Source organism: Nocardia sp. NBC_01499 (assembly GCF_045040275.1).
Classification (GTDB): domain Bacteria; phylum Actinomycetota; class Actinomycetes; order Mycobacteriales; family Mycobacteriaceae; genus Nocardia.
Window position 1 is genome coordinate 2023196 of the sequence record NZ_CP109426.1, and the last position, 25949, is coordinate 2049144.

Below are 25949 nucleotides of genomic sequence, written 5' to 3' on the forward strand. Positions count from 1 at the left end.
TCGAGCATACCAGTCGGTATGTTAGGTCCGGTTCGCGAGGCTGTTGGGTGACGCGCACCGTGCTCGGACGGTGCGCGTCACCGTGGCGGCTACGCCTGCACCAGCAGAACGGCGTACTGCACCGCTGGCACGAATCCCAGGGCCGTCACCAGCGTCATTCCGACGCCGATCGCGAGCCGCCGGTGCCGGGTCCACCAGCCGACGCGAGCCGTCGGTGCGGTTTCGGTCTTGCCGGCGTCCTGCTTGTAGTAGCCGAAACCGATTGGCGCGGAACTGATGTCGAGCAGACCCTCAGGACTCGTGGCCGGGATGGGCTGCATCGCGAACTCCTATCCTCGTTGTATTCCGTTGCTAGCGACCGGTTCCGGTCAGCAATCGGCTCAGGCCGCAACCAGTTCACGGCTATGTCCGTCCGAACCGATTCCCGCTGCCGCGCCGTTCCCGATGAACGGAGCGCCCGCGTTGAAGGACGTGCCGTAAGCGCGCGGTCCCACTCGCGGCGCGGGCTCGGCGTACGGGTAGGGCTCGGCATACGGGCCAGGCTCCGAGTAGGCATACGGCCGAGGTTCCACCTGGGGAGCGGGCTCGGAGTACTGCCAAGGCTCGGCATACGGAGCCGGTTCGACGTACGGCTGCGGGGCAGGTTCCGCATACGGCCGGGGCTCGACCTGCGGCGCGGGCTCGGAGTACTGCCAAGGCTCGGCATACGGAGCGGGCTCGGCATACGGCTGCGGCTGAACCTGCGGGGCAGGCTCGACGTACGGCCGCGGCTGAAGCTGCGGAGCGGGTTCGACATACGGTCGCGGTTCGACCTGCGGGGCAGGCTCGACATACGGCCGGGGTTCGACCCGCGGCGCGGGCTCGGAGTACTGCCAAGGCTCGGCATACGGGGCGGGCTCGGCATACGGCTGCGGCTGAACCTGCGGGGCAGGCTCAACGTACGGCCGCGGTTCGACCCGCGGCGCGGGCTCGCTGTACTGCCAAGGCTCCACTCGCGGAGCGGGTTCAGCGTACGGCCGGGGCTGAACTCGCGGGGCAGGCTCGCTGTACTGCCAAGGCTCCGCGTACGGCCGGGGCTGAACCTGCGGAGCAGGCTCGGCATACGGCCGGGGCTGGACCTGCGGGGCGGGTTCGCTGTAAGGCCTCGGCTGAACTCGCGGCGCGGACTCACCGTTGGGCGAAGGCATTGTGCGCGGGGCGCTTTCGCCGTAGGGCTGCGGCGCGGACTCACCATACGGTGCTGTGCGCGGCGCTGACTCCGCGTAGGGCGACGGTGCCGGACGCGGGGCGGACTCACCGTAAGGTGCTGTGCGCGGCGCAGACTCACCATAGGGCGCCGTGCTCGGGGCGGATTCTCCGTAGGGCGAAGGTGCTGTGCGCGGCGCAGTTTCGCCATTAGGCGACGGTGCGGTGCGCGGGGCGGACTCACCGAACGGCGACGGCGCCGGACGCGGAGCGACCTCACCAAACGGCGAAGGCGCTGTGCGCGGGGCAGTCTCACCGAACGGCGACGGCGCCGGGCGCGGAGCGGCTTCACCGAACGGAGCCGGACCCGGCGCAACCTCACCGTAAGGCGAAGGCGCTGTGCGCGGGACGGACTCACCGTAGGGCGAGGGCACCGGACTCGGCGACGACTCCGGGAACCCGGGGGTAAGTCCCTTCACCAGCGACTCGATGAGCTCACCGACACCAGCCCCGAGTTCAAGCTCCTCCAGGAACTCACTTGCCATCAAGACCGGCAGCACCGTGGTGAGCAGCATCGACAACACTGCGACGGTCAGCAGCACAGCCAATACCGCGGGCACGCCGTAGGCCATCAGCGGGATGCCGACCATCGCCAACGCACCCATTCCGACGGTGGCCGTCGCGGCCGCGGCCGCACCCGCCATCAGGGTCTCGATCAGTACGGTGCCGACCGCACCGGCCGCCATGGCCGCCAGCATGGCCGGTCCGACGAACAGCGCGGCACCGCCTGCCAGCAGCGCGGCGAGCGCGAACCCGCCGAACCCGATCAGCTCCGGCATCGCGAACATCACCAAACCGCCGACAACGGCGGCGCCGAGCGCGAGCACCCCGAGCACCTCCGGCATCGCAAAGATCGCCAAACCACCGACAACGGCAGCGCCGAGCGCGAGCACCCCGAGCACCTCCGGCATCGCGAACATCACCAAACCGCCAACCACCGTAGCGCCGAGCGCGAGCACCCCGAGCACGACCGGTGCAGCGAGTGCGAGGAAGGCCGCGCCGCCGCCGAGAACCGGTACCGCGATGGTGATCTCGAACGGCAACGCCAGCACCTCCATCCCGGCGAGCACGGCGCCGATACCGAGGACCACCGGTATCGCGATCGGCGCGAGCAGTACTCCGCCGATCACCAGCGCACCAATGACCTCGGGCGCCGCGAGCAACGCGAGGGCGCCGAGCGCCATGGCACCGACGAGCGTGCCCCCACCGAGCACCGCGGCAAGAATCGGCAGGTCGAGGAACGGCAGGGTCGCGTTGTGGCGACCGAGCAGGCCGCCGTCGTCGCGCATGCCGCGGACATCGCTCAGGGTCGGCGCGCGGCCGGTACCGAGCGCGGCGACCGGGTCCGCGATGAACTGACGGACACCGGAGATCAAGTCCTGCAAGGGATCTCCGTCACCCACGGTCCGGCCGAGCATCGGGTTCAGCAGCCCGCGCAGCGCCTCGGTGGGGTCGGGCCCATCCTTCGGGAAGCCGAAGCGGGTGCGCGCCTGGTTGGCCAGGTCGGCGAGCGGCTCGCCGAGCGGGTCGCGACGGACACCGGCCTGCTCGATCGCCTCGTCGACGAAGACGAGCAGATCGCGGACGGGCTGACCGAGCGGTCCACTCGGCACCGCCGCATCGGCCCATCCGGCCAGTTGACGCAGATCGACCGTGTCGGCGACCCGCGCGAGTTCGGTGACCGGCGACGGCGCGGAGCCGATCGGGCCAGCGGCCACCGCGTCGTCGGCGGTCAGACCCCCGGGCAACGACGAGTGCGCGGGCTCAGGCGTGGGTGTGGTCAGGTCGCGGATCAGCTCGCCGGTGCCGTCTGCCTGCGGGACCGCGGGCACGGGACCGAGCGCGGTGAGCGCCTGACCGACCACGTCCTGCACGACGGGAGCCAAGGTCGCGCCGATGGCGTCGATTTCGGGCACACCGGTGGCGATGGGCGGCACGGAATCCCCGAATTCGGTCACCGAACGTCGGATGTCCGGCAGTGCGGCCGAAACCGCCGCGCTCACACCCGACACGATCTCGCTCGGTGGCGCCGGCATCGGCGGCGGTGGGGGTGCTTCGGCGGCCGCGTGACCCGCCGACAGCATGACGGTGGCCAGCGAGGCGACCGCGGCCGCCGCGTACCGGCCTTTGCGAGCGTGGTCGGCTACCTTGCGGTGCCGCGCGGCGGGCGTGGTTACCCGGCGACGTTTGGGTGTGGCAACATACGAGAACCTTTCGATCGAGGTGATGCAGCGAGTACGCGGCCGGATTCGATCGGCTTTGCGGAACTCGCGCGGAACTCATCGAACGAGGACGAATTCGTCGGACGGACCGATCCCCTCCTCCGGTCACAGGTGCCGCCAGTGACCACAGGCCGTTGACTCCGACGGTGGTCGCGACGCGGACGTGGATCGCACCGCTCGAATCGCGAGAGCACAGGTAAGCGCGTTGCTCGGCACGTGCGCCCCGCCGGACCGGCGATCGCGACCCGGATGGGCGACGCGCGGTCGAGGGGCACCCGGCTGGTGGGTCACGCGGTGCCGGTGGCATGGCGTACGCGGAACGCATGACGACCGATGCACGTGCGGTAGCTACTCTTCCGCATCTCTCGTAACTGGTCATGCTTCCAGGTTTGGGATCAGACACTTACCCGTCAATGGACAAAAAGGTCTCACTGGACATATGACCAGCTAGGCGGACAGATTTCACCTTTCCGCCGCGGAATGCGTTTACGGGATACTGACGCCCACTGCCCTTGACATACAACTTTCAACTATTTCAAACAGCCGACAGTCATACCAAAGCTATGATCCAGCTAACTTTGTGCGGCGCGCGCTCGGTCCCCACAGAGGCCGGGAGACGCGCGGAATTCTTGGTCAAGCCGCGCGGCGAATCCGATTCAGAACGTGTCGTTGATGTAGTCCGCGGCGTCGGTCGTCCAGAGGTGATCGGTGCCGGGCATGTTGTGACCGGAGTACAACACGTGCTGCCCATCCGGCCACGCGGTGAGGTAGCCGATGAGGCCGCGCACGGCCGTGACGTAGCGGTCGAGATTGGCGATCGGGTCGCGCATCAGCCAGTCGAGCAGCTCCGCGAAGATCAGCGGACCGAGATTGCCGATGCGGGCACCCTCCAGGAACGAGAACGGGGCGATGCCGACGTCGATGAACCGGAGCGGGGAATCGGCGGGCGCGGCGGTGATGATGTCGCCGGGATTGGCGTACTCGCGGACGGCGACCGCGTCGGGCCAGGTGCCGCGCTGGCCGTGCAGGCCGAAGGTCGACGGCGGGCACAGGTTCGCGACCGATTCGCCCGCCTTGCGCAGCGGGTTGGAGATGTTCACCGCGAACGCGATCTCCAGCGGCGACCCGTCGGTGTTCTTGTACTTACCCGCGCGCACCCCCTCCAGAATCTGGCTCACGCAGATCCCGCCGAGCGAATAGCTCAGCAGCCCACAGACATTCGGCGAATCCTGGATCGCCTTGACACCCGCTGCGGTGCCGACCCGCACCGAAGTGTCCAGCGACACCCCCCAGAGATCAGGGTCCGGCCCGACCGAGGCAGGCCAATCCGGCTCGAAGAACGAGAACCGTTCGGTATCGAGCAGTTTCGTGACGTCGTGCAGCATTCCGACGGGTGCCCCGTCCGAGTTCCGCGGCTCGCCGGTCCCGCGGAGGGTGATGATGTCGATCATCGTTGGTCTCCTAGCGCAGCACACCGAGATATTCGGCGCGAATCCCCACGGTAGGCCCATGGAACAGCGCGAACATGAGTAACGAACCACCTGATTCGCTCACTGCACCAACCGGGTCCGAACGGACCCGCCGCGACCCCGTTCGGAGTCGCGGCGGACCGGCTCGCTATGTCCAGGAGGGATAGCGAGGGTTCAGGCGCCCGGCCGTCGGCCGTGATTGGCCTTGTTCTTGCGGCGGGCGCGTTTCTTGTTCGCGCGCTTGGACACTGACCTGCCTGCTTTCGTTGTGAGATCTGGGGTTTACTCGGCGTGCGCCGGCTGGCGACTCCACGCCGCCAGCCGAGCCCGTGCGCGCGAATTACGCACCAGGGCAGCCGATTTCGCCTGCTCGATGCCGTCGTAGTAGCCGCCGTTGACCACCGGCGTCGACGGAGCGCTCAGCACCACGAGCAGATCCGCGGCCCCCTCGACCGGCGCCGCCGCGTGACTGCGCAACTGCGGCATGTCGAGCTCGAAGTCGGCGGGGCTCACGCTGATCGCGGTGAGCCCGGCCGGACCGGTCTCGGCGAGTGTGCGGGTGAACATCGTCAGCGCCAGTTTGGACTGGGCGTACACGGACATGGGGGTATAGATGCCACGGTTGCGGTCAAGGTCGGAGTAGTCGATGTTGCCGCCGACGTGCAGCCGCGAGGTCACATTGATAACCCGCCCGTGTGCTGCCGCGAGCGCGGTGGCCAGCGCGAGGGTCAGCCGCTGCGGCGCGAGGTAGTTGAACTGCATGGTCAGCTCGTTGCCGTCCTCGGTGTGCGAGCGCCGCTGCAAGCCGGGCATGGCCGCGGCATTGATCAATGCGTCCAGCGAGGGCACCGTCGCGGCCAGCATCCCGGCCAGTTCGTCCACCTCGGCCAGCCTGGTGAAATCGGCGTGCACCATGCGGAGGCGGTGCGTCTGCACGCCATCCGCGAGCAACTGTTCCAATGCGTCGTCGGCGAGTTCCTTGTCCTGCGCGTGCAGGATGACGGTGGCTCCGTCGGCCGCCAGGCGCTTCGCCGTCGCGTAACCGAGGCGTTCATCGACGCCGGTCACCAGCACAATCCGGCCATCGGACGAGAATTCGGACATAGCTCTCCTATCGAGGGCGCGCGCCCCGGCCTCAGAGGTCGCGAAAGACGCACGCGGAGAATGGATTCGCGGTCATAGCCGCGAATGATGAACGCGCACACCGAAACACCGGTCACCTGCGCGGAGAAGGCCGCGCAGCACACTTCGGCCGCGCGGAGAATGGGTCAGATCGAACCGGGACTCGGCGGTTCGTCCTCACTCCCGAAACCGACACGCTCCAGGGCGGACGGGAGGTCCCGTTCGAGACACACGACAACCACGGACACCCCGCGCAGCGCGCGACGAAGGCCGAAAGTTGCGGTCATCCCCCGATATAACCGCACCCCGCCCGCCACCACAACCGATCCGCCCCCACTTTGACGGATCCCTGACGCGCCCAGTTGGACGCATGATCACGGGGAACTGGTGGCGGAAAATCGCGAGAGATCGCCGCCGTCAGTTCCCCCTCGACTACTCCCCCGGTTCCAGGCTGCCGAGCAGCACTCGGGCGATGCGGTCGAGTTCGCGGCGGTCGTCCGCGGAAAGTACTGCCAGGATGCGGGTTTCGTTCTCGGCGTGCGCGGTGACGACCGTGTCGATGAGCTTGCGCCCGTCGTCGGTCAGCGCGACGCGCACGGCACGGCGATCGCCCGGATCGGCGATCCGGCAGACCAGACCGGCCGACTCCAACCGGTCGAGGCGACCGGTCATCCCCGCGCGCGACAGCATCAAGGTGTCGGCGAGCACGGACGGGTTGAGCTCGAACGGCCGACCCGAACGACGCAGCGCCGCAAGCACATCGAACTCACCGCGCTGCAATCCGTGCGCGGTGAAGACCTCCTCGATCACCCGCTGGGCCACCATGAGCAGCCTGCCGAGACGGCCGGCGATCCCCATCGCCTCCAGCTCGAGATCGGGTCGCTCGCGCCGCCACTGATCGATGATCACGTCGACGGGATCCGCCGCGCCGGTGGCGTCATGGTCCGCCGGTCGAGCGCCCGACGACCTATCCATGCGCTTGCGCAGTCAGCATCTCAACCATGGACAGGATTCTATTCGCTGATATATAGTTCGGTAGCGAATTATCAATCACCGAACTACACGGAGTGCACCATGAGCAGCACCACCCCCCGCATGGACGTCGCGATCCGGCAGCCGCAGGACGCCGAGACGCTGGGCACCGACGCGGTCACCATGCGGCTGCTCCTCGATTCCGCGGACACCGACGGCGCGCTGAGCACGCTCGAGGTCACCATGAAGCAGGGTGCCGACGGCGCGTCGCCGCACTACCACACCAGTTCGGACGAGCTGTTCTACGTCGCCGATGGCGAATTGCAGCTGCTGGCCGGGGACAAGATCGTCACCGTCGGCGCGGGCGGCTCGATCGTGGTGCCCAAGTTCATGCCGCACGCGTTCGGCGCCACGCCCGACAGCACCGCGCGAATCATGATCGCCCTCATGCCCGGCGTGCAGCGCTTCGAGTACTTCCGGCTGCTCGATCGCATCGCCAAGGGCGAATCGACGCTGGCCGATCTCGCGGCCGCGCAGGAGGAATTCGACAACCACTTCGTCGACGCGCCGAACTGGTGGGCCGAGCGCAACGCCAACCGGCGCTGAAACTGGTGCACAATTCGCCTGTGACACCCGTCGATGCAGGTCGGAGCGATTCTGGCCGCCAAGGAGGTACGCAGGAGATGACCTTTTCCGTGCCAATTCTCGTCCGCGGTTACGAGCTCGACACCCAAGGTCATCTCAATCAGGCCGTCTACCTGCAGTACGGCGAGCACGCCCGCTGGGAACTGCTGCGCGCGGCCGGGCTCGCCCAGGACAAGCTGATCGCCAGCGGCGTCGGCCCGGTCGTGCTTGAGACCACCATCAAATACCTCCGCGAACTGCGCGGCGGCGACGAAATCGAGGTCACGGTCGAATACACCGGCGAGAAGGGCAAGACCTTCGGCTTCCGGCACGAGGTCCGCAAACTCGACGGCACCGTCTCGGCGGAGATATCGGTGACCGCCGGCCTGCTCGATCTGACCGCCCGCAAGCTCGTCGCCGCGCCGGGCGAGCGCTTCGCGGCGCTGGCCGAACGCCCGGACCTGCTCGGTCTGTGAGACGGCAAGTGCGGATGCAAAGCCGCCAACCCCGGGCTATATACAGATCAACTCTTCCATTCAGAAGTAGCTAAACGATTGCACAGGAACTATTCCTGGTGTACCGAAAATCTTTCGGTACTAGCGCATCCGGCACCGAAATCCGGTTTGCCACCGGCCGTGAAATCTCCCGATCCGAACCGATCCTGCCCTGCTGCACGATATGATCGAACCCACGCTCGGAGGTCGTGGCAAATCGCGAGCAGATCGGATTCAGATCGGAGAATGAGCTATGACCGACGCACTCCGCCTCCCTGGCACCGCGCCGAAGAGTGACCGCGTTCCTCCGCTGCAGGGTTTGCTGGTAGCGGAATCGGAACGAGATATCACCGTGCGCGTCGCCGAGGGAACGTGGACTTTCCGTCGGTCCGACGTGCTGCGCGTCCTCGATTCGCCGCTGCCGGACGGGCTCTCGCGCGTGCCAGACGGAGTCGCCGCGCTGCCCGACGGAACAACAGCCGCGGTCGCCAGCGAGCACGATGGTCGTCCGGTGCTTGTCGATATCCGGGCCGGCGCCACCGCCGACTTCACCCGTCGCCTGCGCATCGACCTCGTCGACCGCCCGATGACGCTCACCGAGGCACCGTCCGCGGCGCTCGGCGACGAGCAGTTGCGTGAGCTCACCGAAACCTGGGCCGATCGTCTGCAACTCGTCGACCTCGCCGGCGCACACGGCGCGACCTTCACGTACTGCCAGACCAAGTCGCTCGCGACCAGCGACGACGGCATCAACTGCGACAGTCTCGACTGATCGGTGCACGCATGACGGCACGCCGGGCGAGCTCGGTCCTCATTGTGTCGGAATCCGACGACCTACACGCCACCGCGATGGCCGCGACGCTGCGAGAACACCACGCGCTCAGCGCGATTCACCTCGACCTGCGCGACTTTCCGCGCGAGTCGGGCAGTTTCCGGTTGGACCGGCTCGGCACCGCGCGCTCGCTCTCGCACGTGATCGGACTCGACGACGTGCGCTCGGTCTGGTGGCGTCGACCGCACCCAAGCCAGGTGCCCGGTGGCGTCCGCGCCGCCGACGACGACTTCCGCCAGGCCGAATGCGACAGCTTCATCCAGGGCATGCTGTGGTCCATTCCGGCGAGCTGGGTCAACGACCCCGGCGCCGACCGCACCGCTGGCCGCAAGATCGTGCAGCTGGAGACCGCGCTGCGCGCCGGGTTCGCGGTGCCGGAGACGCTGATCACCAACGATCCGGACGAGGCACGCAGCTTCGCCGAATCCCGGCCAGGCCCAGTCGTTTACAAGCGCACCGGGACAAGCCGCGCGGAATTCGCGGAGACCAGGATCATCACCGAGGCCGACTACGGCAGGCTGGCGGGAATCCGTTCCGCGCCGACCACCTTCCAGGACTACGTCGACGCCGAATGCGATCTGCGGGTCGTCTGGGTGGACGGCGTCGAGTGGACGGTGCGCATCGACTCACAGGCCGGTGTCGGTCGCGTCGATTCGCGCCTGGACACCTCGGTCGACTTCACTCCGGAGCATCTGCCCGCGTCGGTGAGCAAGTCGCTCGCGACGTTGATGGGTGCGCTCGGATTGTCGTTCGGCGTCTTGGATATTCGGCTCGGCCTCGACGGCGAGTACTACTTCCTCGAGGTCAACCCGCAGGGGCAGTTCGCGTACCTGGAGATCAAAACGGGGCTGCCCATTTTCCGCAGCCTGGCCAATCTGCTCGTCGATGGCGACGGGGCGGTCAGCGGCTACTGACGGTGCGGCACAACTGATTTCGGAACGCGGGACCGGCGCGTCGCGCTGATCGGCACCGATCACACGGAAACATCAGCGGCCGAGGCTCATCCGCGCGCGGGCGCCGGATCAGGTTGTGCCGACACAACGACGCGTTGACCTACCGCGTGTTACCCAGCGGAACGGCAGCGCACCGGCAATGGCCGGTTCCTGTCGCGCACCCGGCCGACCGAACTCACCGTTGTCGGCGAAAAACATACCGCCGAAACCGGTTTCGAGTCAGCCGGACGCTACTGGCTCTTGCGACGGTTCGCGCCGCCGCGACTGCGGAGTTGCACATGCGACTCCACCAGCACGTTGTGGATGAAGCCGTAGGAGCGACCGGTTGCTCGCGCCAACGAGCGAATGCTCGCTCCTGCCTCGTACTGCTTCTTCAACTGGGTCTGTAGGCGGTCTCGGGACTTCCCCGTGACGCGTGTTCCCTTACCCAGGGTGGCTTTGACTTGCGTTGGCCTGTCGCTCATGGCTTCCTCCGAGTCGCCGAGCAGCTCTTTCCAGGCTAAGCACTCGAGGGTCCGTGATCAACGGATTCTTGTGATGAAAGTCACGCAAGCTGAATAAGTTCCAAATATTCGGCGGACCAATGGTCTTCCGTACCGTCCGGTAGCAAGATCACGCGCTCCGGCGAGAGCGCCTCGGCGGCACCCGGATCGTGGGTGACGAGCACGACCGCGCCAGCGTAAGTGCGCAGCGCATCGAGCACCTGCTCGCGCGAGACCGGATCCAGGTTGTTGGTCGGTTCGTCGAGCAGCAGCACGTTGGCGGCCGAGGAGACCAGCCCGGCCAGCGCGAGGCGGGTCTTCTCACCACCGGACAATGTTCCCGCCGGCTGTTCCAACTGGGGACCGGTGAACATGAACGCGCCGAGCAGGCTGCGCAGGTTCTGCTCCCCCGCGTCCGGCGCGGCGTGGCGAATGTTCTCCCACACGGTGGCCGTGTCGTCGAGGGTGTCGTGCTCCTGCGCGAAATACCCGACCTTCAGGCCGTGTCCGGGCACCAGGTTGCCAGCGGTCGGTTGTTCGACCCCGGCGAGCATCCGCAGCAGCGTGGTCTTGCCCGCGCCGTTGAGGCCGAGCACGACGACCCGGCTGCCCCGGTCGATCGCGAGGTCGACGCCGGTGAAGATCTCCAGCGAGCCGTAGACCTTGGTCAGGTTCTCCGCCATCAGCGGTGTCTTGCCGCAGGGGGCTGGCTCGGGGAACTTGATCCTGGCGACCTTGTCGGCGACGCGCACGTCGTCGAGCTCGGCGATCAACCGGTCGGCGCGCTTGGCCATGTTCTGTGCCGCAGTGGCTTTGGTGGCCTTGGCACCGAGCTTGGCGGCTTGGATACGCAGTGCGCCCGCCTTCTTCTCGGCGTTGGCGCGTTCGCGACGGCGGCGCTGTTCGTCGGTGGCGCGGGCGTCCAGGTATTTCTGCCAGCCCATGTTGTAGACGTCGGCCTCGCCACGCACCGCGTCCAGGAACCAGACCTTGTTCACCACGTCGCCGAGCAGTTCCACGTCGTGGCTGATCACGATCAGGCCACCGTCGTGGTTCTGCAGGAAACCGCGCAGCCAGGTGATCGAGTCGGCGTCGAGGTGGTTGGTCGGCTCGTCGAGCAGCAGGATCGTGTCGGAGCGGCCGCCGCTGCCGTCGGAGGCGGCGAACAGGATGCGCGCCAACTCGATTCGGCGGCGCTGACCGCCGGACAGGGTGCGCAGTGCCTGGGCGAGTACTCGATCAGGCAGGCCGAGGCTGTTGCAGATGCGGGCGGCGTCGCTCTCGGCGACATAGCCACCCAGCGCGGAGAATCGCTCCTCGAGGCGGCCGTACTTGCGGACCGCCTTGTCGCGTTCGGCCTCGTCGGCCACCTCGGCCATCAGCGCCTGCTGCTTCTCCATATCGCGGATCAGCGTGTCCAGGCCGCGGGCGGACAGCACCCGGTCGCGGGCGAGGATGTCGAGGTTGCCCTCGCGCGGATCCTGCGGCAGGTAGCCGATATCGCTGGAACGCAGAATCTTTCCGGCATACGGCTCGCCCTCGCCCGCCAGAATGCGCAGCGTGGTGGTCTTACCAGCACCGTTGCGCCCGACCAGTCCGATCCGGTCGCCCGACTGCACCCGCAGGGCCGGTCCTGGGGCCGACAGCAGGGTGCGGACGCCGGCCCGAACCTCCAGGTCGGTCGCGGTGATCACAGATTTCTCCTCACGGATCAGTGGTGCTGGGCGGTAGCTACACGATTGTGCGACGCGATATGCACAAGAACCACTGATTTTACCTGGGTCCGTGGACCGCTTTTACCCGCGGCGACGTACATGTGATGGCGCTAACTGAACGGCGAGTAGCGTGCGATCGCATGACTACCGATCTACTTGGCAAAAGCGCGCTTGTCTCCGGGGCAAGTCGGGGCATCGGCAAGGCGGTGGCGGCGGAGCTGCTGAGCCGGGGCGCGAACGTGCTGATCACGGCGCGCAAAAAGGACCCGCTGGAAGAGGCAGCGGCCGAGCTGCGGGCACTCGGTCATCAAGGTGAGGTCGTCGCGTTGGCGGGCAACTCCGGCCACGACGAAGATCGTGCGGCGGCCATCGACCGGCTGCTTGCCGAATTCGGTTCGGTGGACATCCTGATCAACAACACCGGCATCAACCCCGTGTTCGGCTCGCTGATGGACGCGGACCTGGCCGCGGTGCGCAAGATCTTCGACGTCAACGTGGTCGCCGCGCTCGGCTACATCCAGCAGGCGTTCAAGGCGTGGATGGGTGAGCACGGTGGCGCGGTGGTCAATGTCGCCAGCGTGGCCGGCATCCGGTCGTCCGGCGTGATCGCCGCCTACGGCGCGTCCAAGGCCGCGCTCATCCGGCTCACCGACGAACTCGCCTGGCAGCTCGCCCCGAAGATCCGAGTGAACGCGGTCGCACCCGGCGTGATCAAAACCAAGTTCGCCGACGCCCTGTACTCCGACGACGAGGAGCGCGCAGCGAGCATGTACCCGATGAAACGGCTCGGCACGCCGGAAGACGTCGCCCGGCTGATCGGATTCCTGGTCTCCGACGAGGCCGCGTGGATCACCGGCGAGACCGTCCGCGTCGACGGCGGCCTGCTGTCCACCGGCGGACTCTGAGCCTCCCGAAACACCGATGGCCGTTGGGGATTCGCAGACGACCGGACATCACACGGTGCCGATGTCAGCCACGCGATGCGGCAGCGGACTCTCGGCCGGGCTGATGCGAAGCTCCGCAGCGGCAACGCCATGGCGGATCTCGGTGGCGGCAGGATGACCGCCGATATCGCCCCTTGCGGGCTCGCCCAGGCGGCCCAACGCGCAAGTCCGGCACCGACCGCACGAAGCGGCAGCGGACTCTCGGCGACTACGCAGGCCGTATGGATCCGCCGGGCCGATGCACAGTTCCGCGGCGGCGACACCACTGCGCATGCCGATGGTCGCGGCGTGACGGCGGATACGGTCGTCGGCGGTCTCGGCCCGGCGGGCCGTCGCACGACTCTGGTGCCGACCACGCGAAGTGGGGGCGGACTCTCGGCGATTGCTCGCGCAACGGGATCAACCGAGCCGATGCGGTGCCCCGCGCGGGTGGCAAGGTCAAGGCGCAGGTCGATGGCGGCAACGCCATGGCTCATGACGATGGCGGCGGCGTGACGGCCGATGTGCTCATCTGCGGGCTCGGGCCTGCGGGCCGGGCGTTGGCGCATCGTTGTCTGGCGCGTGGGCTGTCGGTCACTGTTGTCGACCCGGTGCCGGATCGGGTGTGGTCGGCGACCTATGCGGCGTGGGCTGATGAGTTACCTGAATGGCTGGATCCGGCGGCGGTCGGAGCGACCGTCGATCAGCCGATGGCATGGGGAACTCGTGCGCATCGGATTGATCGGCCTTACGTCGTGCTCGATACAAACCGGCTGCGGGAGTCCCTCGAACTGACCGGTGCCGAAATCGTCGCCGACCGGGCGGTGGAGCTCACCACCGGCACAGCGTCACTGGCCTCTGGGCGGCTGCTCACGGCTCGACGGGTGATCGATGCGCGTGGCATAGCCCGATCGCCCGCGCTGGCCGAGCAGACGGCCTACGGGCTCGTGCTCGACGCGCGGCGATGCGCGGGACTCGAACCGTTGTTCATGGACTGGCGCGCGGACAATGGCGCACCCGCCGACGCGCCGCGTTCGTTTCTCTACGCGGTGCCGCTCGGCGGCGGGGCGATGCTGCTGGAGGAAACCTGTCTGGCCGGTCGGCCCGCGCTCGACGGCACCGCGCTGCGCGACCGGCTGCATCACCGATTGCGTTCGCGCGGAATCGAACTCACCGGTGACGAGCGAGTCGAACGGGTTCGTTTCCCGGTCGAGGGCGGCCGACCAGGACGACACACCTTCGGCGCGGCAGGCGGGTTCGCGCATACGGCCACCGGTTACAGCGTGGCCGCGTCCCTCACCGCGGCCGATGCCGTCGCGGCGGGCGCACGCGCGTGGTCAGCGTCGGCTCGCGCCGTGTACCGGCTCCGCGCCGCAGGCCTGCGCGCACTCCTCGCACTACCGCCCGCCGACATCCCCGTCTTCTTCGACACGTTCTTCACCATGCCGCCCGCCGCGCAGCGCGCCTACCTGTCCGGGCGAACCGACCTGACCGGCACCGTTACCGCCATGCGCACGCTTTTCGACGGTCTCCCGCCGCCGCTGCGTCGGCGCGTCGCGGCCGCGACACTCGGGATGCGCATTCGCTCGCGTATTCGAATACCGTCCGCCATCATGGAACAATGAGTGGGCCTTACCGTCCAGCACTCATCCGTTCCCGAGCCGCCGAATCGGTGACTCGCGGACGAGGTACCCGCGTCGAGGGGATGCAGCAGTGAGGTCGATCTGGAAGGGCTCGATCGCATTCGGGCTGGTGAACGTCCCGGTCAAGGTCTACACCGCGACCGAGGACCACGACATCCGATTCCATCAGGTGCATGCCAAGGATGGCGGTCGGATCAAATACGACCGTGTCTGCACGGTGTGCGGGAAGTCCGTGCAGTACGCCGATATCGACAAGGCGTACGAGTCGCCCGACGGCGACAAGGTCATTCTCACCGACGAGGACTTCGCCAAACTGCCCGCCGCCGAGAAGCACGAGATCCCAGTGCTGCAGTTCGTCCCGTCCGACCAGATCGACCCGATCCTGTTCGACAAGAGCTACTACCTCGAGCCCGATTCCAGCACGCCCAAGGCGTACGTGTTGCTGGCGACCACGCTGGAACGCATCGACCGCACCGCGCTCGTGCACTTCACGCTGCGGCAGAAGACCAGGCTGGCGGCGCTGCGGGTGCGCGACGGAATGCTGGTGCTGCAGACGCTGCTGTGGCCGGACGAGGTGCGCGAGGTCGAATTCGAATCCCTCGACGGCGTCGCCGCGCCGAAACCACAGGAAATCAAGATGGCCGAGACGCTGGTCGAGACCATGTCGGACGATTTCGACCCGGACCAGTACACCGACGAGTACCAGATCGAACTCAAGCGCCTGCTCGACGAGGCCATCGCCAGCGGCACCGGCAAGGTCGCCGAGCAACCCGAGTCCGCGCCCGCCGAGATGGACGCGGAGGTGGTCGACCTGGTCGCCGCCCTGCAACGCAGCCTGGAGGCAAGTGGTAGGCGGGCGGCGGGCGGCGGCGAGGACAACGGCAAGGCCAAACCGGCGAAGAAGACAGCGAAAAAGGCGGCCGCCAAGAAGACCGCCGCCAAGCCCGCGAAGAAGGCGGCCAAGAAGACAGCGGCCCGTAAGGGCGCGTGACGGAACGACCGCGTCTTGCTGGCAAACTGTCAGCATGGATTCTGCCGTTGTGATCGTCCCGATGGGTCTCGGCCATCTGCGCCAGGTCCTCGATCTCGGTCACGAAGTCTTCGACATCACCGTCAAGCCGTACACCTCGTGGTCGCTGACCTCCGTCGCCGAGCACCTCGACAGCCCGGACAACGCCTGCTGGGTCGCGCTCGATTCAGACCGTGTGGTTGGTTTTGTGCTCGGGTCCATGGAGTTTGAGAACCGTGACGACTGGGCGTACCTCGAATGGATCGCCGTCGCGCCGGATATGCAGGGCCACGGCATCGCCCGACGGCTGGTGGATGTCTGCTCGGAGGCATTGTTCGCGCGCGGTGCCCGGCGCATCGTCACCGATGTGGAAGACCGCAACGCGGCCTCGACGGCGTTGATGACGCGCAGCGGGTTCATGGCCGCCGCCACGGTGACGCTGTTCGTCCGCCCGAATCCCGATGACCCCGATCCGGAATCGCAGCTCACCCCGGCGGCCATCGCCCCCGGCAACAAGCGCGCGCTGATCCGCAGGGGTCGCCTGGCCGGTGACAACCGGATGGCCCGCTGACCGCGAAATCAGTTGGTAGCGCACGGATTCGGTGCGACGGTTCAGGCCGCGGCCGCCGCCCGTCCCTGCTCGAAGAACTCGAGCAGGCGGGATACCGTGTCCACCTCCGCGCGCGAACGCACCGCGCCGAACGAGGCATTCCAGAATTCCCCGGTGCGCGGCGTCCACGGACCGACATACGCGTACGGTCCCGGATGCCCCGAATCCCCCGGGGACACACCGTAATTCACCTCACCGACGGCGCTGGACAGATCGAAATGCTCCGGCCACAGCACCGGCGTAATATCCGGCGCCAAACCTCGCAAAGCCTTGTCCCCCAACGCGAACCACGCGCCGATCTGCCGCGCGACCTCGGGATCGACATCGATCACGCTGTCGGGATCAACCCCCGTCGTGTCCGCGTACACCCCCTTCGGCGCCTCCGCCTCGAACCCCGCCGCCCTCCCGACATCCCGATAGGTCCCCTGCAGCGTCGTCCGCCCTTCCGGCCACACCAACTCCGCCCCCACCACCGAATAAGGCCACCGCACACCCCCGAACCCCTGGTGCACAGCCTGCAACCGAATAGTCCCGTACTCCCGATACTGCGGCCCCGCGATCAACAACTCCGCCGCCGCATGCAGCGCCACCCGCGACCGCTCATAAGTCTGCTCGTCCACACCGGAATCATGTCCGGTGTGGACGCCACCCGCAGAGATTTCGCCTAGGGCTTAGCCTCCCCCTCAGGAGTAGCGATCCCGAGGTGCGACACGATCGCGTTGATGCCTCGCTTCAGATCCGAAACATCGCTTTTGACCGTTGCGAATTCGTCTCGGACCTCATGCCTGAAGCCTCCCATCTCCTGCTTGAAGCCTCCCATATCCTGCTTGAAGGCCCCCATATCCTCCTTGAAGATCCCCATGTCCCGCTTGAAGGCCCTCATCTCATGCTTGAAGGTCCCCATCTCCAGCCGGAACGTCACGAAGTCCTCGCGCAACTCCCAGACTTCCTGTTGGAGCCCCTGGACCCACCGATGGGTCTTCTTCACCTTTCTGTTCGTTTGGAAGATGGCCTCCTCATACGCGCGCCGGTCTTCGTCCAGCACCTCGTACTTGGTCTCCAAATTGGTCACACGCACCTCCAGCGGTGGCAGCGTCGCTGACATGTAGAGCCCCCTGTCGCCTCGAATGAAGGCCCCAGTGTAGGGCTGGGTACCGACAGACACGCCAGCTGATTCGGGCAGAAACTTCACTGAATCAGGCAAGGTTCCAGAAACGACCACTAGTACGTTCCTGGCAGGAACGTCCGTTTACCGGAATGTGAGGGACTATCTCGCTAACGGTGTTTCCGGCGGTTTCTCTCAGTAGGTTTGGGCGTTGGGCCAGCGGTCGGCGAAGGTGATCGCGAAGGCGTTGACCGCGGGTTTCCAGCGTTGTGTCCATCGTGCCTGACCGCGCCCGGTTGGGTCCAGGGACCTGGTGACCAGGTAGAGGCATTTCAACGCGGCTTGCTCGTTCGGGAAATGACCTCGGGCCTTGATCGCTCGCCGGTAGCGCGCGTTCAAGGACTCGATCGCGTTGGTAGAGCAGATCACCCGCCGGATCTCGACGTCGTAGTCGAGGAACGGAATGAACTCCTCCCACGCGTTGTCCCAAAGACGAACTATCGCAGCATATTTCGTGCCCCACTTCTCGGTGAGGTCATCGAGCGCGGTACGGGCCGCAGCGGCATTGACTGCGGTATAGATCGGTTTCACGTCGTGGCGCAACCCATCCCAGTCCTTGCGGGAAGCCAGGCGGAAAGTGTTGCGGATCAGGTGGATGATGCAGGTCTGCACGATCGCCAACGGCCAGATATTGCCGACGACCTCGGGGAGCCCTTTGAGCCCGTCACAGACGACGAAGAAGGTGTCTTTGACACCGCGATTGCGCAGGTCGGTGAGCACGCTCATCCAGAACTTCGCGCCTTCGCCACCGGTGCCGGCCCATAACCCGAGCACGTCTTTGCCGCCCTCGACCGTGACCCCGATCGCGGCATAGATCGGCCGGTTGGCGACTTGACCGTCGCGGACCTTCACCACGATGGCATCGATGAAGACCGCGGCGTAGACCGCATCAAGGGGCCGATGGGCCCAATCCTGCATTTCCTCGATCACCTTGTCAGTGATCCTCGAGACCGTTTCCTTCGACACCGAGGCGCCATAGATTTCAGCGAAGTGCGCCGAAATCTCGCCTGTGGTAAGGCCTTTGGCATACAACGACAACACGATCTCATCGACCCCGGTCAACCGACGCTGGCGTTTCTTGACGATCTGCGGCTCGAAGGAGCCCTCCCGGTCACGGGGAACCTCGATCGGCACATGACCGGTCGCTTCGGTCAGCACCGTCTTGGACCGAGTCCCGTTACGGATGTTGGCTGATTCCCGATCGACCGGTGCTGAGTTCTTGTCATAGCCGAGGTGTTCGGTCATCTCCTCGTTCAACGCCGTTTCCAGCACGGCCTTGGTGAACTGCTTGAGCAGCCCATCCGGGCCGGTCAGCGACAAACCCTGTTCCTTGGCCATCCGGACCAGCTCCGCCGCTGCCACGGCCTCCGGCGAGGACTCACGAGCCTTCTTCTTCGATGCCACGACATCCAGTGTCGTCATCACAGCACCCTTCCCGCTGAACTTCACTCAGCGCGTTAGGCCGGAAACCACCGTTAAATCCACAGTCCCGAATGTGACTCGAACGAGCAGCCAGGGACGCCTGCGCGTTCCATGCTGGGAGCGGTTGTCGGCTACTGGAAGGACGGCTTGTCGTGGAGTTCGAGGTTCCTGTCATCGATATCTCCGCCTATGTCGGCGGTGGGAGTGCTGCGGAGCGGGCGGCGGTCGCGCGGCAGATCGATGCGGCGGCGCAGCAGGTCGGGTTCATGCAGATACGGGGGCATGGGATCGCGGGGGCGGTGGTCGATGAGTTCGCAGGGGCGCTCGATGAGTTCTTCGCGCTCGAGCAGGCGACGAAGGAGGGGTATCGGGCGGCGGTCGAGTTCAATCGTGGGTATTCGCCGCCGAAGAGCGAGAGTTTGAGCTTGAGTCTCGGGGTGGCGCCGGCGACGCGGATGAACGATTTCTTCGAGGCGTTCAATATCGGCACCACTACCGCCGATTATCCGGGGCTCGATCTGCCCGCGGCGGCGGGGTACGCCGAAAATGTCTGGCCCACACAGCTTCCCACGTTCCGGAAACGCGTGCTGGCGTATTACGCCGAGGCCGCGCGCGTCGCGGGAACGCTCACCACCATCTTCGCCGATGCCCTCGATCTGCCTGCCGGGTACTTCGACCGCTTCACCGATCATTCGCTGAATGTGTTGCGGATGAACAACTATGCGCTGCCGCCGGGCAGTGTCGACCTCGACGGCGAACTCAAGGGCATGGGCGAGCACACCGATTACGGGATCGTCACCGTGCTCTGGGCCGATCAGGTACCCGGCCTGCAGGTGCTCGGCGCGGACGGACGCTGGCATGACGTGCAGCCCGCCGACGACGCACTGCTGGTCAATCTCGGCGACCTGATGGCGCGCTGGACGAACGAACGCTGGCTCTCGACTCTGCACCGAGTAATGCCGCCGATCATCGACGGCACCGTCGAACGACGCCGCAGCGCAGCGTTTTTCCATGACGGCAATTTCGACGCGCTGATCGAAACACTGCCTTCGTGTATAGGCGCGGGCAGCAAGTACGCGCCGATCACCGTCTCCGAACATGTGCAGGCAAAGCTCGCCGGTTCCCGTGGCCTGCAACCGAATACGAACGCGCCGAGAGAAGCGGCACGGGCCCTCTCGGCGCGCTCGTAGCCGAAACTACTTGCGGAACTTGGCTTCCAGTTCCGTCGCGGTGGCCTGTAGGTCGGCGGGGTCGTTCGTCTTGAAGGTGCCCTCATACCCGGTCTCGGCGCGCACCGCGGCCTCGACCTCCGGATCGTGGTACAGCCGAGCCAGTTTCAGCAGCGTCGGGTTGTCTTTGTCGGCGGCCCGCGCGGCGAAGATGTTGATGTACTGCTTGAGTTCGGGCAGTTCCGGATCGTCGGTGTAGATCGTGTCGTTCTTCGTCAAACCCGCTGGGCGAGCGAAGGTGTCGTCGACGAAGGCCGCGTCAACGCTGCTGAGCGACTGCGCGGTCAGCGTCGGATCGATGGGCGTCAGCTTCACCTTCGACGCCACGGTGTCCACGTCCTCGATCTTCGAATCCCAACTGGCACCGCCCTTCAGCACGATCAGACCGGCCGCGGCCAGGCTGAGCAGCGGCCGCACCTGGTTGGCCGAGTTGTTGCTCAACGTGACCTGACCGCCGCGCGGGATGTCGGCCACCGACTTGTGCTTACGTGAGTACAGCGCGAGCGGGAAGATCTCGGTCGCGCCGATCGGCACCAGGTTGTCGTTGTTGCGGGCGTTGTAGTTGGCCAGGTAGCGCACGTGCTGGAACTTGTTGAGATCGATCTGCCGTTGCGCGAGTGCGGGATTGGGCTGGTTGTAGTCGGTGAAGTTGACGAACTCAACGGCAATGCCCTGATCTGCGGCTTTCTTCTTGTACACGTCCCAGTGCGGCAGTGCGAGATCGTTCACACCGATGCGGATCACGTCGTCGCGGTGTTGCGCGCCACAGGAAACCGAGGCGACGGCCACGGCGGACAGGATCGGGATGAGCAGTAGTCGGTGCATCAAGCGCATTGCGAGCAAACTAAACGGTCGTACAAGTTTCCGGAAGGGTTTCGCTCACCACAATCCAAACCGTTGTCTGCCCGGTTGCCGGGCCGCTTGGATTACCGGGTTCATATCGCGACAAGCATTTCGGGAGCACGAGTGAAATTCCATCGGGTACTGGCGATCCCGGTCCTGGTAGCAACCGCGGCCCTCACCCTTACGGCGTGCGGTTCTGACGACAAGGCCTCCTCCGACACGGTAGTGCGGATCGGCACGACCGACAAGGACAAAGCCTGGGACGTCTTCGAGCAGCGGGCCAAGGACAAGGGCATCACGCTGAAGGTCACCAACTTCTCCGATTACAAGCAACCGAATCTCGCGCTGTCGCAGCAGCAGATCGACGTGAATCTGTTCCAGCACCTGCAGTTCCTCGGTGCCTACAACGTCGCGAACAACGACACCCTGACGCCGATCGGGTCCACCTATATCGTGCCGTTGGGCCTGTATTCCAAGAAGCACAAGACCCTCGCCGACATTCCGCAGGGCGGGGAGATCGCGATCCCGAACGACCCGACCAACCAGGCGCGGGCGCTGTTCGTGTTGCAGGCGGCCGGTCTGCTGAAGCTGTCCTCGAAGACCAACTCGCCCTCCCCCGCCGACATCGACAGGGGCGCGTCCAAGGTCAAGGTGACCACCGTTGACGCGGCGCAGACCGCGCTCTCGCTGGCCTCGGTGGACGGCTCGGTGATCAACAACACCTTCCTCGACCGCGCCGACATCGACCCCAATTCGGCGCTGTACAAGGATGATCCGAAGGATCCCTCGGCCGAGCCGTACATCAACGCGCTGGTGACCAGGGCCGAGGACAAGAACAATCCGAAACTGCTGCAGCTGGTCGAGCTCTGGCACGACCCCGAGGTGCAGAAGGCACACAGTGAGGTGACCAAGGGCACCGCCGTCGAGGTGCGGCGCAATGGTCCTGAGCTGGAACAGATTCTGCAGCGGGTGCAGCAGTCCATCCGCGACGGCAAGTGAGTAACGCGCCCGCGGTCGAGTTCCGTTCGGTCACCAAGGTTTTCGGCAAGGGCGCGGACGCCCATGTCGCGCTGGACGCTATCGATCTGCGCATCGAGCAGGGTGAGATCTTCGGCGTGATCGGCTATTCCGGCGCGGGCAAGAGCACGCTGGTCCGGTTGATCAACGCGCTGGAGAAGCCGACCAGCGGCACCGTCGAGATCTCCGGCACCCCGATCACCGGGGTGCGCGAGGCTGAGGTGCGGCGACTGCGCCGCGATATCGGGATGGTATTCCAGCAGTTCAACCTGTTCCGATCACGCACTGCCGCAGGCAATATCGAGTATCCGCTCAAGGTCGCGGGTTGGCCGCGGGCCGAACGCAAGGCGCGGGTCGCGGAGCTGCTGGAGTTCGTCGGGCTGACCGACAAGGCCCGCAGCTATCCCGATCAGCTCTCCGGCGGACAGAAGCAGCGGGTCGGTATCGCTCGCGCGCTGGCGACCTCGCCGTCGCTGCTGCTCGCGGACGAGTCGACCTCGGCGCTGGACCCGGAGACCACCGGCGAGGTGCTCCGGCTGCTGAAGAAGATCAATCGTGAGCTCGGCGTCACCATCGTGGTGATCACCCATGAGATGGATGTGATTCGCGCGGTGGCCGACCGGGTCGCGGTGCTCGCCGAGGGTCGCATCGTCGAACTCGCCAGCACCTTCGAGGTTTTCGCGGCCCCGAAGGCGGTGCCGACGCAGTCGTTCGTGGCGACGGTGCTGCACAACCGGCCGTCCGAGGACGAACTGCGCAGGCTCGGTGAGCTGCACGGTGGTCGGCTGGTCACGGTGGACATCGATGACCGGCGCGGCATCGGCGCGGCACTGGCCGCCGCGGCACACGCCGACGTCGGCTTCGAGGTGGTCTACGGCGGAGTGAGCACGTTGCAGGACAAGACATTCGGCAGTGTCACCCTGGCGCTGCACGGTCCCGACGACGCCATCGACAAGGTGATCGACGAGCTCGATCGCCGGACGGTCTGAAAGGAGTTCTCATGCATGCGAATTGGGATACTCTGCGGCCGCTGCTGTACGAGGCGATCGGCACGACCATCTATCTGGTGCTGGTCACCTTCGTGGTCGGCGGCCTGATCGGCTTGTTCCTCGGCACCGTGCTCTATGTCACCCGCAAGGGTGGTCTGCTGGCGAACGCGCCGATCAACCTGTTGCTCAACGTGATCGTCAATGTGGTCCGGCCCATCCCGTTCATCATTCTGCTCGCGGCGCTCGGCCCGGTGACGCTGAAGGTGGTCGGCACCACCATCGGCCAGGATGCCGCGGTGTTCGTCATGATCGTGGCGGCGTCGTTCTTCATCGCCCGGATCGTGGAGCAGAATCTGGTGACGGTCGACCCCGGCGTCATCGAGGCGGCCAGGGCGGTCGGCGCCGGGCCGCTACGAATCATCGTGACGCTGTTGATACCTGAGGCATTGGGCCCGCTGGTGCTCGGCTACACCTTCGTGGTGATCGGGATCGTCGACATCTCCGCCATGGCAGGCACCGTCGGCGGCGGCGGGCTGGGCGATTTCGCGCTCGTCCAGGGGTATCAGCGGTTCAACTGGCAGGTCACCCTGGTCGCCACGCTCGTGATTATCGCCGGCGTGCAGGTCATTCAGTTCTTCGGCAACTGGCTGGCTCGAAAGGTGTTGCGGCGCTGAGATAGTCGAAGCCGCTGAGGTAGTCGAAACAAACGAGGGGTGTCCAGCGGACACCCCTCGTTCGATTATGGCGTGACTACTCCGGAGTGCATTGCGAGTGCAGGATCTCGGCGCGCTTGGGTGCCGAGCTACCGAAGTTCGGGAACGGCGGCGCAAGCGGCCCGAGGGCGGCGATCGCGTTACGTTCCGCCTCGGCCCGGCTCCGGCCGGTGCCGACGGCCCAGTTGCCGTCCGAGCTCGCCGAGACCGCACCGCACCCGTCCGCGAAGCGCACGACGACGAAGCAGTCCCAACTGCCGCATTCGGCCAGTGCGTCCGTGTCCGACAAGGACCAGCCCGGGTAGTTCCACGCCGCTCCGGTGGCCCCGCTCTTAGGGTTCAGCGCGATCGAACCGTAGTACCTGCCCGCCGAATCCGGCTCGGCATGGGCGGCGCCCGCACCGGCTGCGACCAGAGCGGCCGCGGATGACACGACCAGGCCGAGAGCAGCCTTGCGCGACAACGACATTGTGATCCTCCCCGAGAAAGAAATAACTTCGAGTCAGATCATGAGCCACCGCACCCGATTTGTCCAAATCACTTCAGGCAATGAAACCTGCTGGAACACAGAGTCTTTCGAAATGAAACCTCTCAGATCGTGGCGCGCACCAGAGCCGAACCTCAGCTCGCGTTCTTGGTGCACGAGGACAGCACGATGCTCGCCGCCCGCGGCGAAGAACTGCCAAGGTCGGGGAACGGCGGCGCACTCTCGCCGAGCTTGGCGATCGCCGACTGCTCCGCGTCCTGTCGCGACGGGGCCGAATCGGCCGCGATCTGCCCGTCCGCGCCCCGCGCGACGGCCGCACAACCATTGACGAACCGCACCAGAATCCGGCAGTCGTACACGCCGCAATCCCTGATCGCCACCACATCGGCCGCCACCCAGCTCGACTGATCGGTCGCCTCGACAAACTTCCCTGCCCCCGGCGAAAATGCCAGCGTCCCATAGTAATTGCCCGCCGCATGCGCCGAGCCCGCCCCCACCACAGCAAGCGCCGCGGTAGATGTCAGAGCCACACCGAACGCGACCCTACCCAGAACTGACACCAGATTCTCCCCGGTTTCAAAGAAGTAAACGCGGAGCTGATCATCGCCGAGCAAGTGCCCCGATGTCCAGTATCCCGTTGCACCCCAGCGGTTTCTATCCTCGCCCGCACACCCGCTCCCCGTAGTAACAGCGCGACATCTCATCAAGGCGAGTCAAATGGTCGCTTAACGATCTTCAATAGCGACCATTTGACTCGCCTCGATGGTCTATCCCCAGCGGCGAGTTGTGCACAGGGGAGTTGTTTGCGCAGGTGAGGTAGTGCGGGCTGGTGGCGGGGCTCTCGATGCTTAGGTGCATGAGGCCACGACTGGAGGGGCTGAGGGATAGACAGTTCGGTGTCTTCACCACCTCGCAGGTGCAGATCGAATACACCCGCGCGGAACTGCGCGCACGCCTACATCGTGGCGATTGGGTGCAGGTCTTCCACGGCGTATACCGGGAGGCTACCGCGCGGCCGGGACCAGAACTGCGCATCGAAGCGGCGCGGCTGTCGATGGGCTTGCCAGTCCTGATCGCCGCCTACGACACGGCCGCCGAGTTACACGGCTTCTCGATGGCGGAGAGCAGTGCGACACACGTACTGGGTGTGCAACTATCTCGCTCGAAACACCTTGTTGTACATCGAGATCGGCTCGATCCCGCACAGGTGACAATAGTGAACGGCGTATCCACTACCACCGCCGCCCGCACCGCGATCGACATGGCACGCACACTGGACCGAATGGAAGCACTGGCCACGCTGGACACCTCGATCCGCCTCGGGCTCTCATTCGACGAGCTCGAGCAGGAAATCACCCGCCACCACCGACGCCGCGGCTTCCGGCAGGCCGCCGAACTGATCGAATTGGTGGACGGCCGAGCTGAATCACCGATGGAGTCATGCACCCGCCTGCGATGCATCGACGCGGGACTCCCCCACCCTCAGCCGCAACTAGCGGTCCCGACCCCAGACGGCGAGCGTCGACTCGACCTGGGCTGGCCGCAATACCGGATTGGCCTCGAATACGACAGCGTCGCTTGGCATTCCGGCCTCCACGCCGCCGCACGAGACAACGCCCGCCACAACCATCTAGCTACCCAAGGCTGGACAATCTTCTACGCCACCGCCCTAGACGTCCTCCAGCAGCCCCAACTCTTCACCGACCCCATCAGGCAGGCGATCAACCAGCGTCGACGCGAGTCAAAGGGTCGCTAAATGATCTTCAACA

General features: G+C 66.0%; 28 protein-coding genes. 14 read left to right on the forward strand and 14 right to left on the reverse strand.

The genetic code is table 11. The annotated features are described in order from the left end of the window. Positions 1–89 precede the first annotated feature (89 nt). From OG203_RS09165 to OG203_RS09190, 6 genes are all read right to left on the reverse strand, one after another. Entirely contained in the window at positions 90–320 is a 231-nt protein-coding gene (locus tag OG203_RS09165; RefSeq protein WP_405165249.1) for a hypothetical protein, read from the reverse strand. 60 nt (positions 321–380) lie between these two features. Next, a complete protein-coding gene (locus OG203_RS09170; protein WP_405165250.1) occupies positions 381–3248 on the reverse strand; it encodes a hypothetical protein in 2868 nt (955 codons plus the stop codon). An 875-nt stretch (positions 3249–4123) separates the two neighbouring features. Next, the gene (locus OG203_RS09175; protein WP_405165251.1) at positions 4124–4918 is read right to left on the reverse strand and encodes a hypothetical protein; all 795 of its coding nucleotides are present in this window, start codon (positions 4916–4918) and stop codon (positions 4124–4126) included. 192 nt (positions 4919–5110) lie between these two features. Beyond that, positions 5111–5185, reverse strand: a complete 75-nt coding sequence (locus tag OG203_RS09180; RefSeq protein ID WP_405167806.1) for a 50S ribosomal protein bL37 — start codon at positions 5183–5185, stop codon at positions 5111–5113. A gap of 33 nt (positions 5186–5218) precedes the next feature. Then, positions 5219–6040, reverse strand: a complete 822-nt coding sequence (locus tag OG203_RS09185) for an SDR family NAD(P)-dependent oxidoreductase (protein WP_405165252.1) — start codon at positions 6038–6040, stop codon at positions 5219–5221. A gap of 450 nt (positions 6041–6490) precedes the next feature. After that, positions 6491–7033 carry a MarR family winged helix-turn-helix transcriptional regulator gene (locus OG203_RS09190; protein ID WP_405165253.1) on the reverse strand — a complete coding sequence of 181 codons (543 nt, stop codon included), beginning with the start codon at positions 7031–7033 and terminating at the stop codon, positions 6491–6493. A gap of 99 nt (positions 7034–7132) precedes the next feature. Here OG203_RS09190 and OG203_RS09195 point away from each other — a divergent pair, with 99 nt between their 5' ends. The 4 genes from OG203_RS09195 (at position 7133) to OG203_RS09210 (ending at position 9894) form a co-directional block, all read left to right on the forward strand. Further along, positions 7133–7636, forward strand: coding sequence for a cupin domain-containing protein (locus tag OG203_RS09195; protein ID WP_405165254.1), 504 nt, complete (start codon positions 7133–7135; stop codon positions 7634–7636). A gap of 77 nt (positions 7637–7713) precedes the next feature. Then, complete coding sequence (locus tag OG203_RS09200) at positions 7714–8130, forward strand: acyl-CoA thioesterase (RefSeq protein ID WP_405165255.1); 417 nt, start codon at positions 7714–7716, stop codon at positions 8128–8130. Positions 8131–8401: 271 nt separating this feature from the next. Then, positions 8402–8920, forward strand: coding sequence for a hypothetical protein (locus tag OG203_RS09205; RefSeq protein ID WP_405165256.1), 519 nt, complete (start codon positions 8402–8404; stop codon positions 8918–8920). Positions 8921–8931: 11 nt separating this feature from the next. Then, complete coding sequence (locus tag OG203_RS09210; RefSeq protein ID WP_405165257.1) at positions 8932–9894, forward strand: hypothetical protein; 963 nt, start codon at positions 8932–8934, stop codon at positions 9892–9894. 269 nt (positions 9895–10163) lie between these two features. Here OG203_RS09210 and OG203_RS09215 read toward each other — a convergent pair whose 3' ends face one another. Beyond that, positions 10164–10397 carry a helix-turn-helix domain-containing protein gene (locus OG203_RS09215; RefSeq protein WP_040736162.1) on the reverse strand — a complete coding sequence of 78 codons (234 nt, stop codon included), beginning with the start codon at positions 10395–10397 and terminating at the stop codon, positions 10164–10166. Positions 10398–10477: 80 nt separating this feature from the next. Further along, positions 10478–12109 carry an ABC-F family ATP-binding cassette domain-containing protein gene (locus OG203_RS09220; RefSeq protein ID WP_405165258.1) on the reverse strand — a complete coding sequence of 544 codons (1632 nt, stop codon included), beginning with the start codon at positions 12107–12109 and terminating at the stop codon, positions 10478–10480. Positions 12110–12270: 161 nt separating this feature from the next. Between OG203_RS09220 and OG203_RS09225 the strand changes: the two genes are divergently transcribed. The 5 genes from OG203_RS09225 (at position 12271) to OG203_RS09245 (ending at position 16276) form a co-directional block, all read left to right on the forward strand. Next, positions 12271–13035, forward strand: a complete 765-nt coding sequence (locus OG203_RS09225; protein ID WP_405165259.1) for an SDR family oxidoreductase — start codon at positions 12271–12273, stop codon at positions 13033–13035. 75 nt (positions 13036–13110) lie between these two features. Beyond that, positions 13111–13569: a hypothetical protein gene (locus tag OG203_RS09230; RefSeq protein ID WP_405165260.1), complete on the forward strand. Its 459-nt coding sequence runs from the start codon at positions 13111–13113 to the stop codon at positions 13567–13569. After that, positions 13542–14678 carry a lycopene cyclase family protein gene (locus OG203_RS09235; protein ID WP_405165261.1) on the forward strand — a complete coding sequence of 379 codons (1137 nt, stop codon included), beginning with the start codon at positions 13542–13544 and terminating at the stop codon, positions 14676–14678. The genes OG203_RS09230 and OG203_RS09235 overlap by 28 nt, the downstream gene beginning before the upstream one ends. Before the next feature lie 88 nt (positions 14679–14766). Further along, on the forward strand, positions 14767–15687 hold the full coding sequence (locus OG203_RS09240) for a Ku protein (RefSeq protein ID WP_405165262.1): 921 nt from the start codon (positions 14767–14769) through the stop codon (positions 15685–15687). A 34-nt stretch (positions 15688–15721) separates the two neighbouring features. Continuing rightward, positions 15722–16276, forward strand: coding sequence for a GNAT family N-acetyltransferase (locus OG203_RS09245; protein WP_405165263.1), 555 nt, complete (start codon positions 15722–15724; stop codon positions 16274–16276). Positions 16277–16317: 41 nt separating this feature from the next. Here the strand turns inward: OG203_RS09245 and OG203_RS09250 are convergent, their stop codons facing one another. From OG203_RS09250 to OG203_RS09260, 3 genes are all read right to left on the reverse strand, one after another. After that, positions 16318–16935 carry a hypothetical protein gene (locus tag OG203_RS09250; RefSeq protein ID WP_405165264.1) on the reverse strand — a complete coding sequence of 206 codons (618 nt, stop codon included), beginning with the start codon at positions 16933–16935 and terminating at the stop codon, positions 16318–16320. A 44-nt stretch (positions 16936–16979) separates the two neighbouring features. Next, a complete protein-coding gene (locus OG203_RS09255) occupies positions 16980–17507 on the reverse strand; it encodes a hypothetical protein (protein WP_405165265.1) in 528 nt (175 codons plus the stop codon). Positions 17508–17615: 108 nt separating this feature from the next. Next, positions 17616–18902 (reverse strand): IS256 family transposase, encoded by a 1287-nt coding sequence (locus OG203_RS09260; protein ID WP_405164989.1) that lies wholly within the window; start codon positions 18900–18902, stop codon positions 17616–17618. 152 nt (positions 18903–19054) lie between these two features. On the opposite strand from OG203_RS09260, the gene OG203_RS09265 reads away from it, so the two are divergent. Further along, a complete protein-coding gene (locus OG203_RS09265; RefSeq protein WP_405165266.1) occupies positions 19055–20092 on the forward strand; it encodes an isopenicillin N synthase family dioxygenase in 1038 nt (345 codons plus the stop codon). Positions 20093–20098: 6 nt separating this feature from the next. Here OG203_RS09265 and OG203_RS09270 read toward each other — a convergent pair whose 3' ends face one another. Then, on the reverse strand, positions 20099–20965 hold the full coding sequence (locus tag OG203_RS09270) for a MetQ/NlpA family ABC transporter substrate-binding protein (RefSeq protein WP_405165267.1): 867 nt from the start codon (positions 20963–20965) through the stop codon (positions 20099–20101). Positions 20966–21097: 132 nt separating this feature from the next. Here OG203_RS09270 and OG203_RS09275 point away from each other — a divergent pair, with 132 nt between their 5' ends. Genes OG203_RS09275 through OG203_RS09285 form a run of 3 tightly spaced genes read left to right on the forward strand, consistent with a single transcriptional unit; the run spans position 21098 to position 23654 of the window. Next, entirely contained in the window at positions 21098–21973 is an 876-nt protein-coding gene (locus tag OG203_RS09275) for a MetQ/NlpA family ABC transporter substrate-binding protein (protein WP_405165268.1), read from the forward strand. Further along, the gene (locus OG203_RS09280; RefSeq protein WP_405165269.1) at positions 21970–22980 is read left to right on the forward strand and encodes a methionine ABC transporter ATP-binding protein; all 1011 of its coding nucleotides are present in this window, start codon (positions 21970–21972) and stop codon (positions 22978–22980) included. Before OG203_RS09275 ends, OG203_RS09280 begins: the two co-directional genes overlap by 4 nt. Before the next feature lie 11 nt (positions 22981–22991). Further along, the gene (locus OG203_RS09285) at positions 22992–23654 is read left to right on the forward strand and encodes a methionine ABC transporter permease (protein ID WP_405165270.1); all 663 of its coding nucleotides are present in this window, start codon (positions 22992–22994) and stop codon (positions 23652–23654) included. Between the two features lie 76 nt (positions 23655–23730). Here OG203_RS09285 and OG203_RS09290 read toward each other — a convergent pair whose 3' ends face one another. Together OG203_RS09290 and OG203_RS09295 are read right to left on the reverse strand one after the other, a co-directional pair. Further along, a complete protein-coding gene (locus OG203_RS09290) occupies positions 23731–24162 on the reverse strand; it encodes a DUF4189 domain-containing protein (protein ID WP_405165271.1) in 432 nt (143 codons plus the stop codon). A 152-nt stretch (positions 24163–24314) separates the two neighbouring features. Then, entirely contained in the window at positions 24315–24710 is a 396-nt protein-coding gene (locus OG203_RS09295; RefSeq protein WP_405165272.1) for a DUF4189 domain-containing protein, read from the reverse strand. Between the two features lie 326 nt (positions 24711–25036). Between OG203_RS09295 and OG203_RS09300 the strand changes: the two genes are divergently transcribed. Next, a complete protein-coding gene (locus OG203_RS09300; protein ID WP_405165273.1) occupies positions 25037–25936 on the forward strand; it encodes a type IV toxin-antitoxin system AbiEi family antitoxin domain-containing protein in 900 nt (299 codons plus the stop codon). Positions 25937–25949 lie beyond the last annotated feature (13 nt).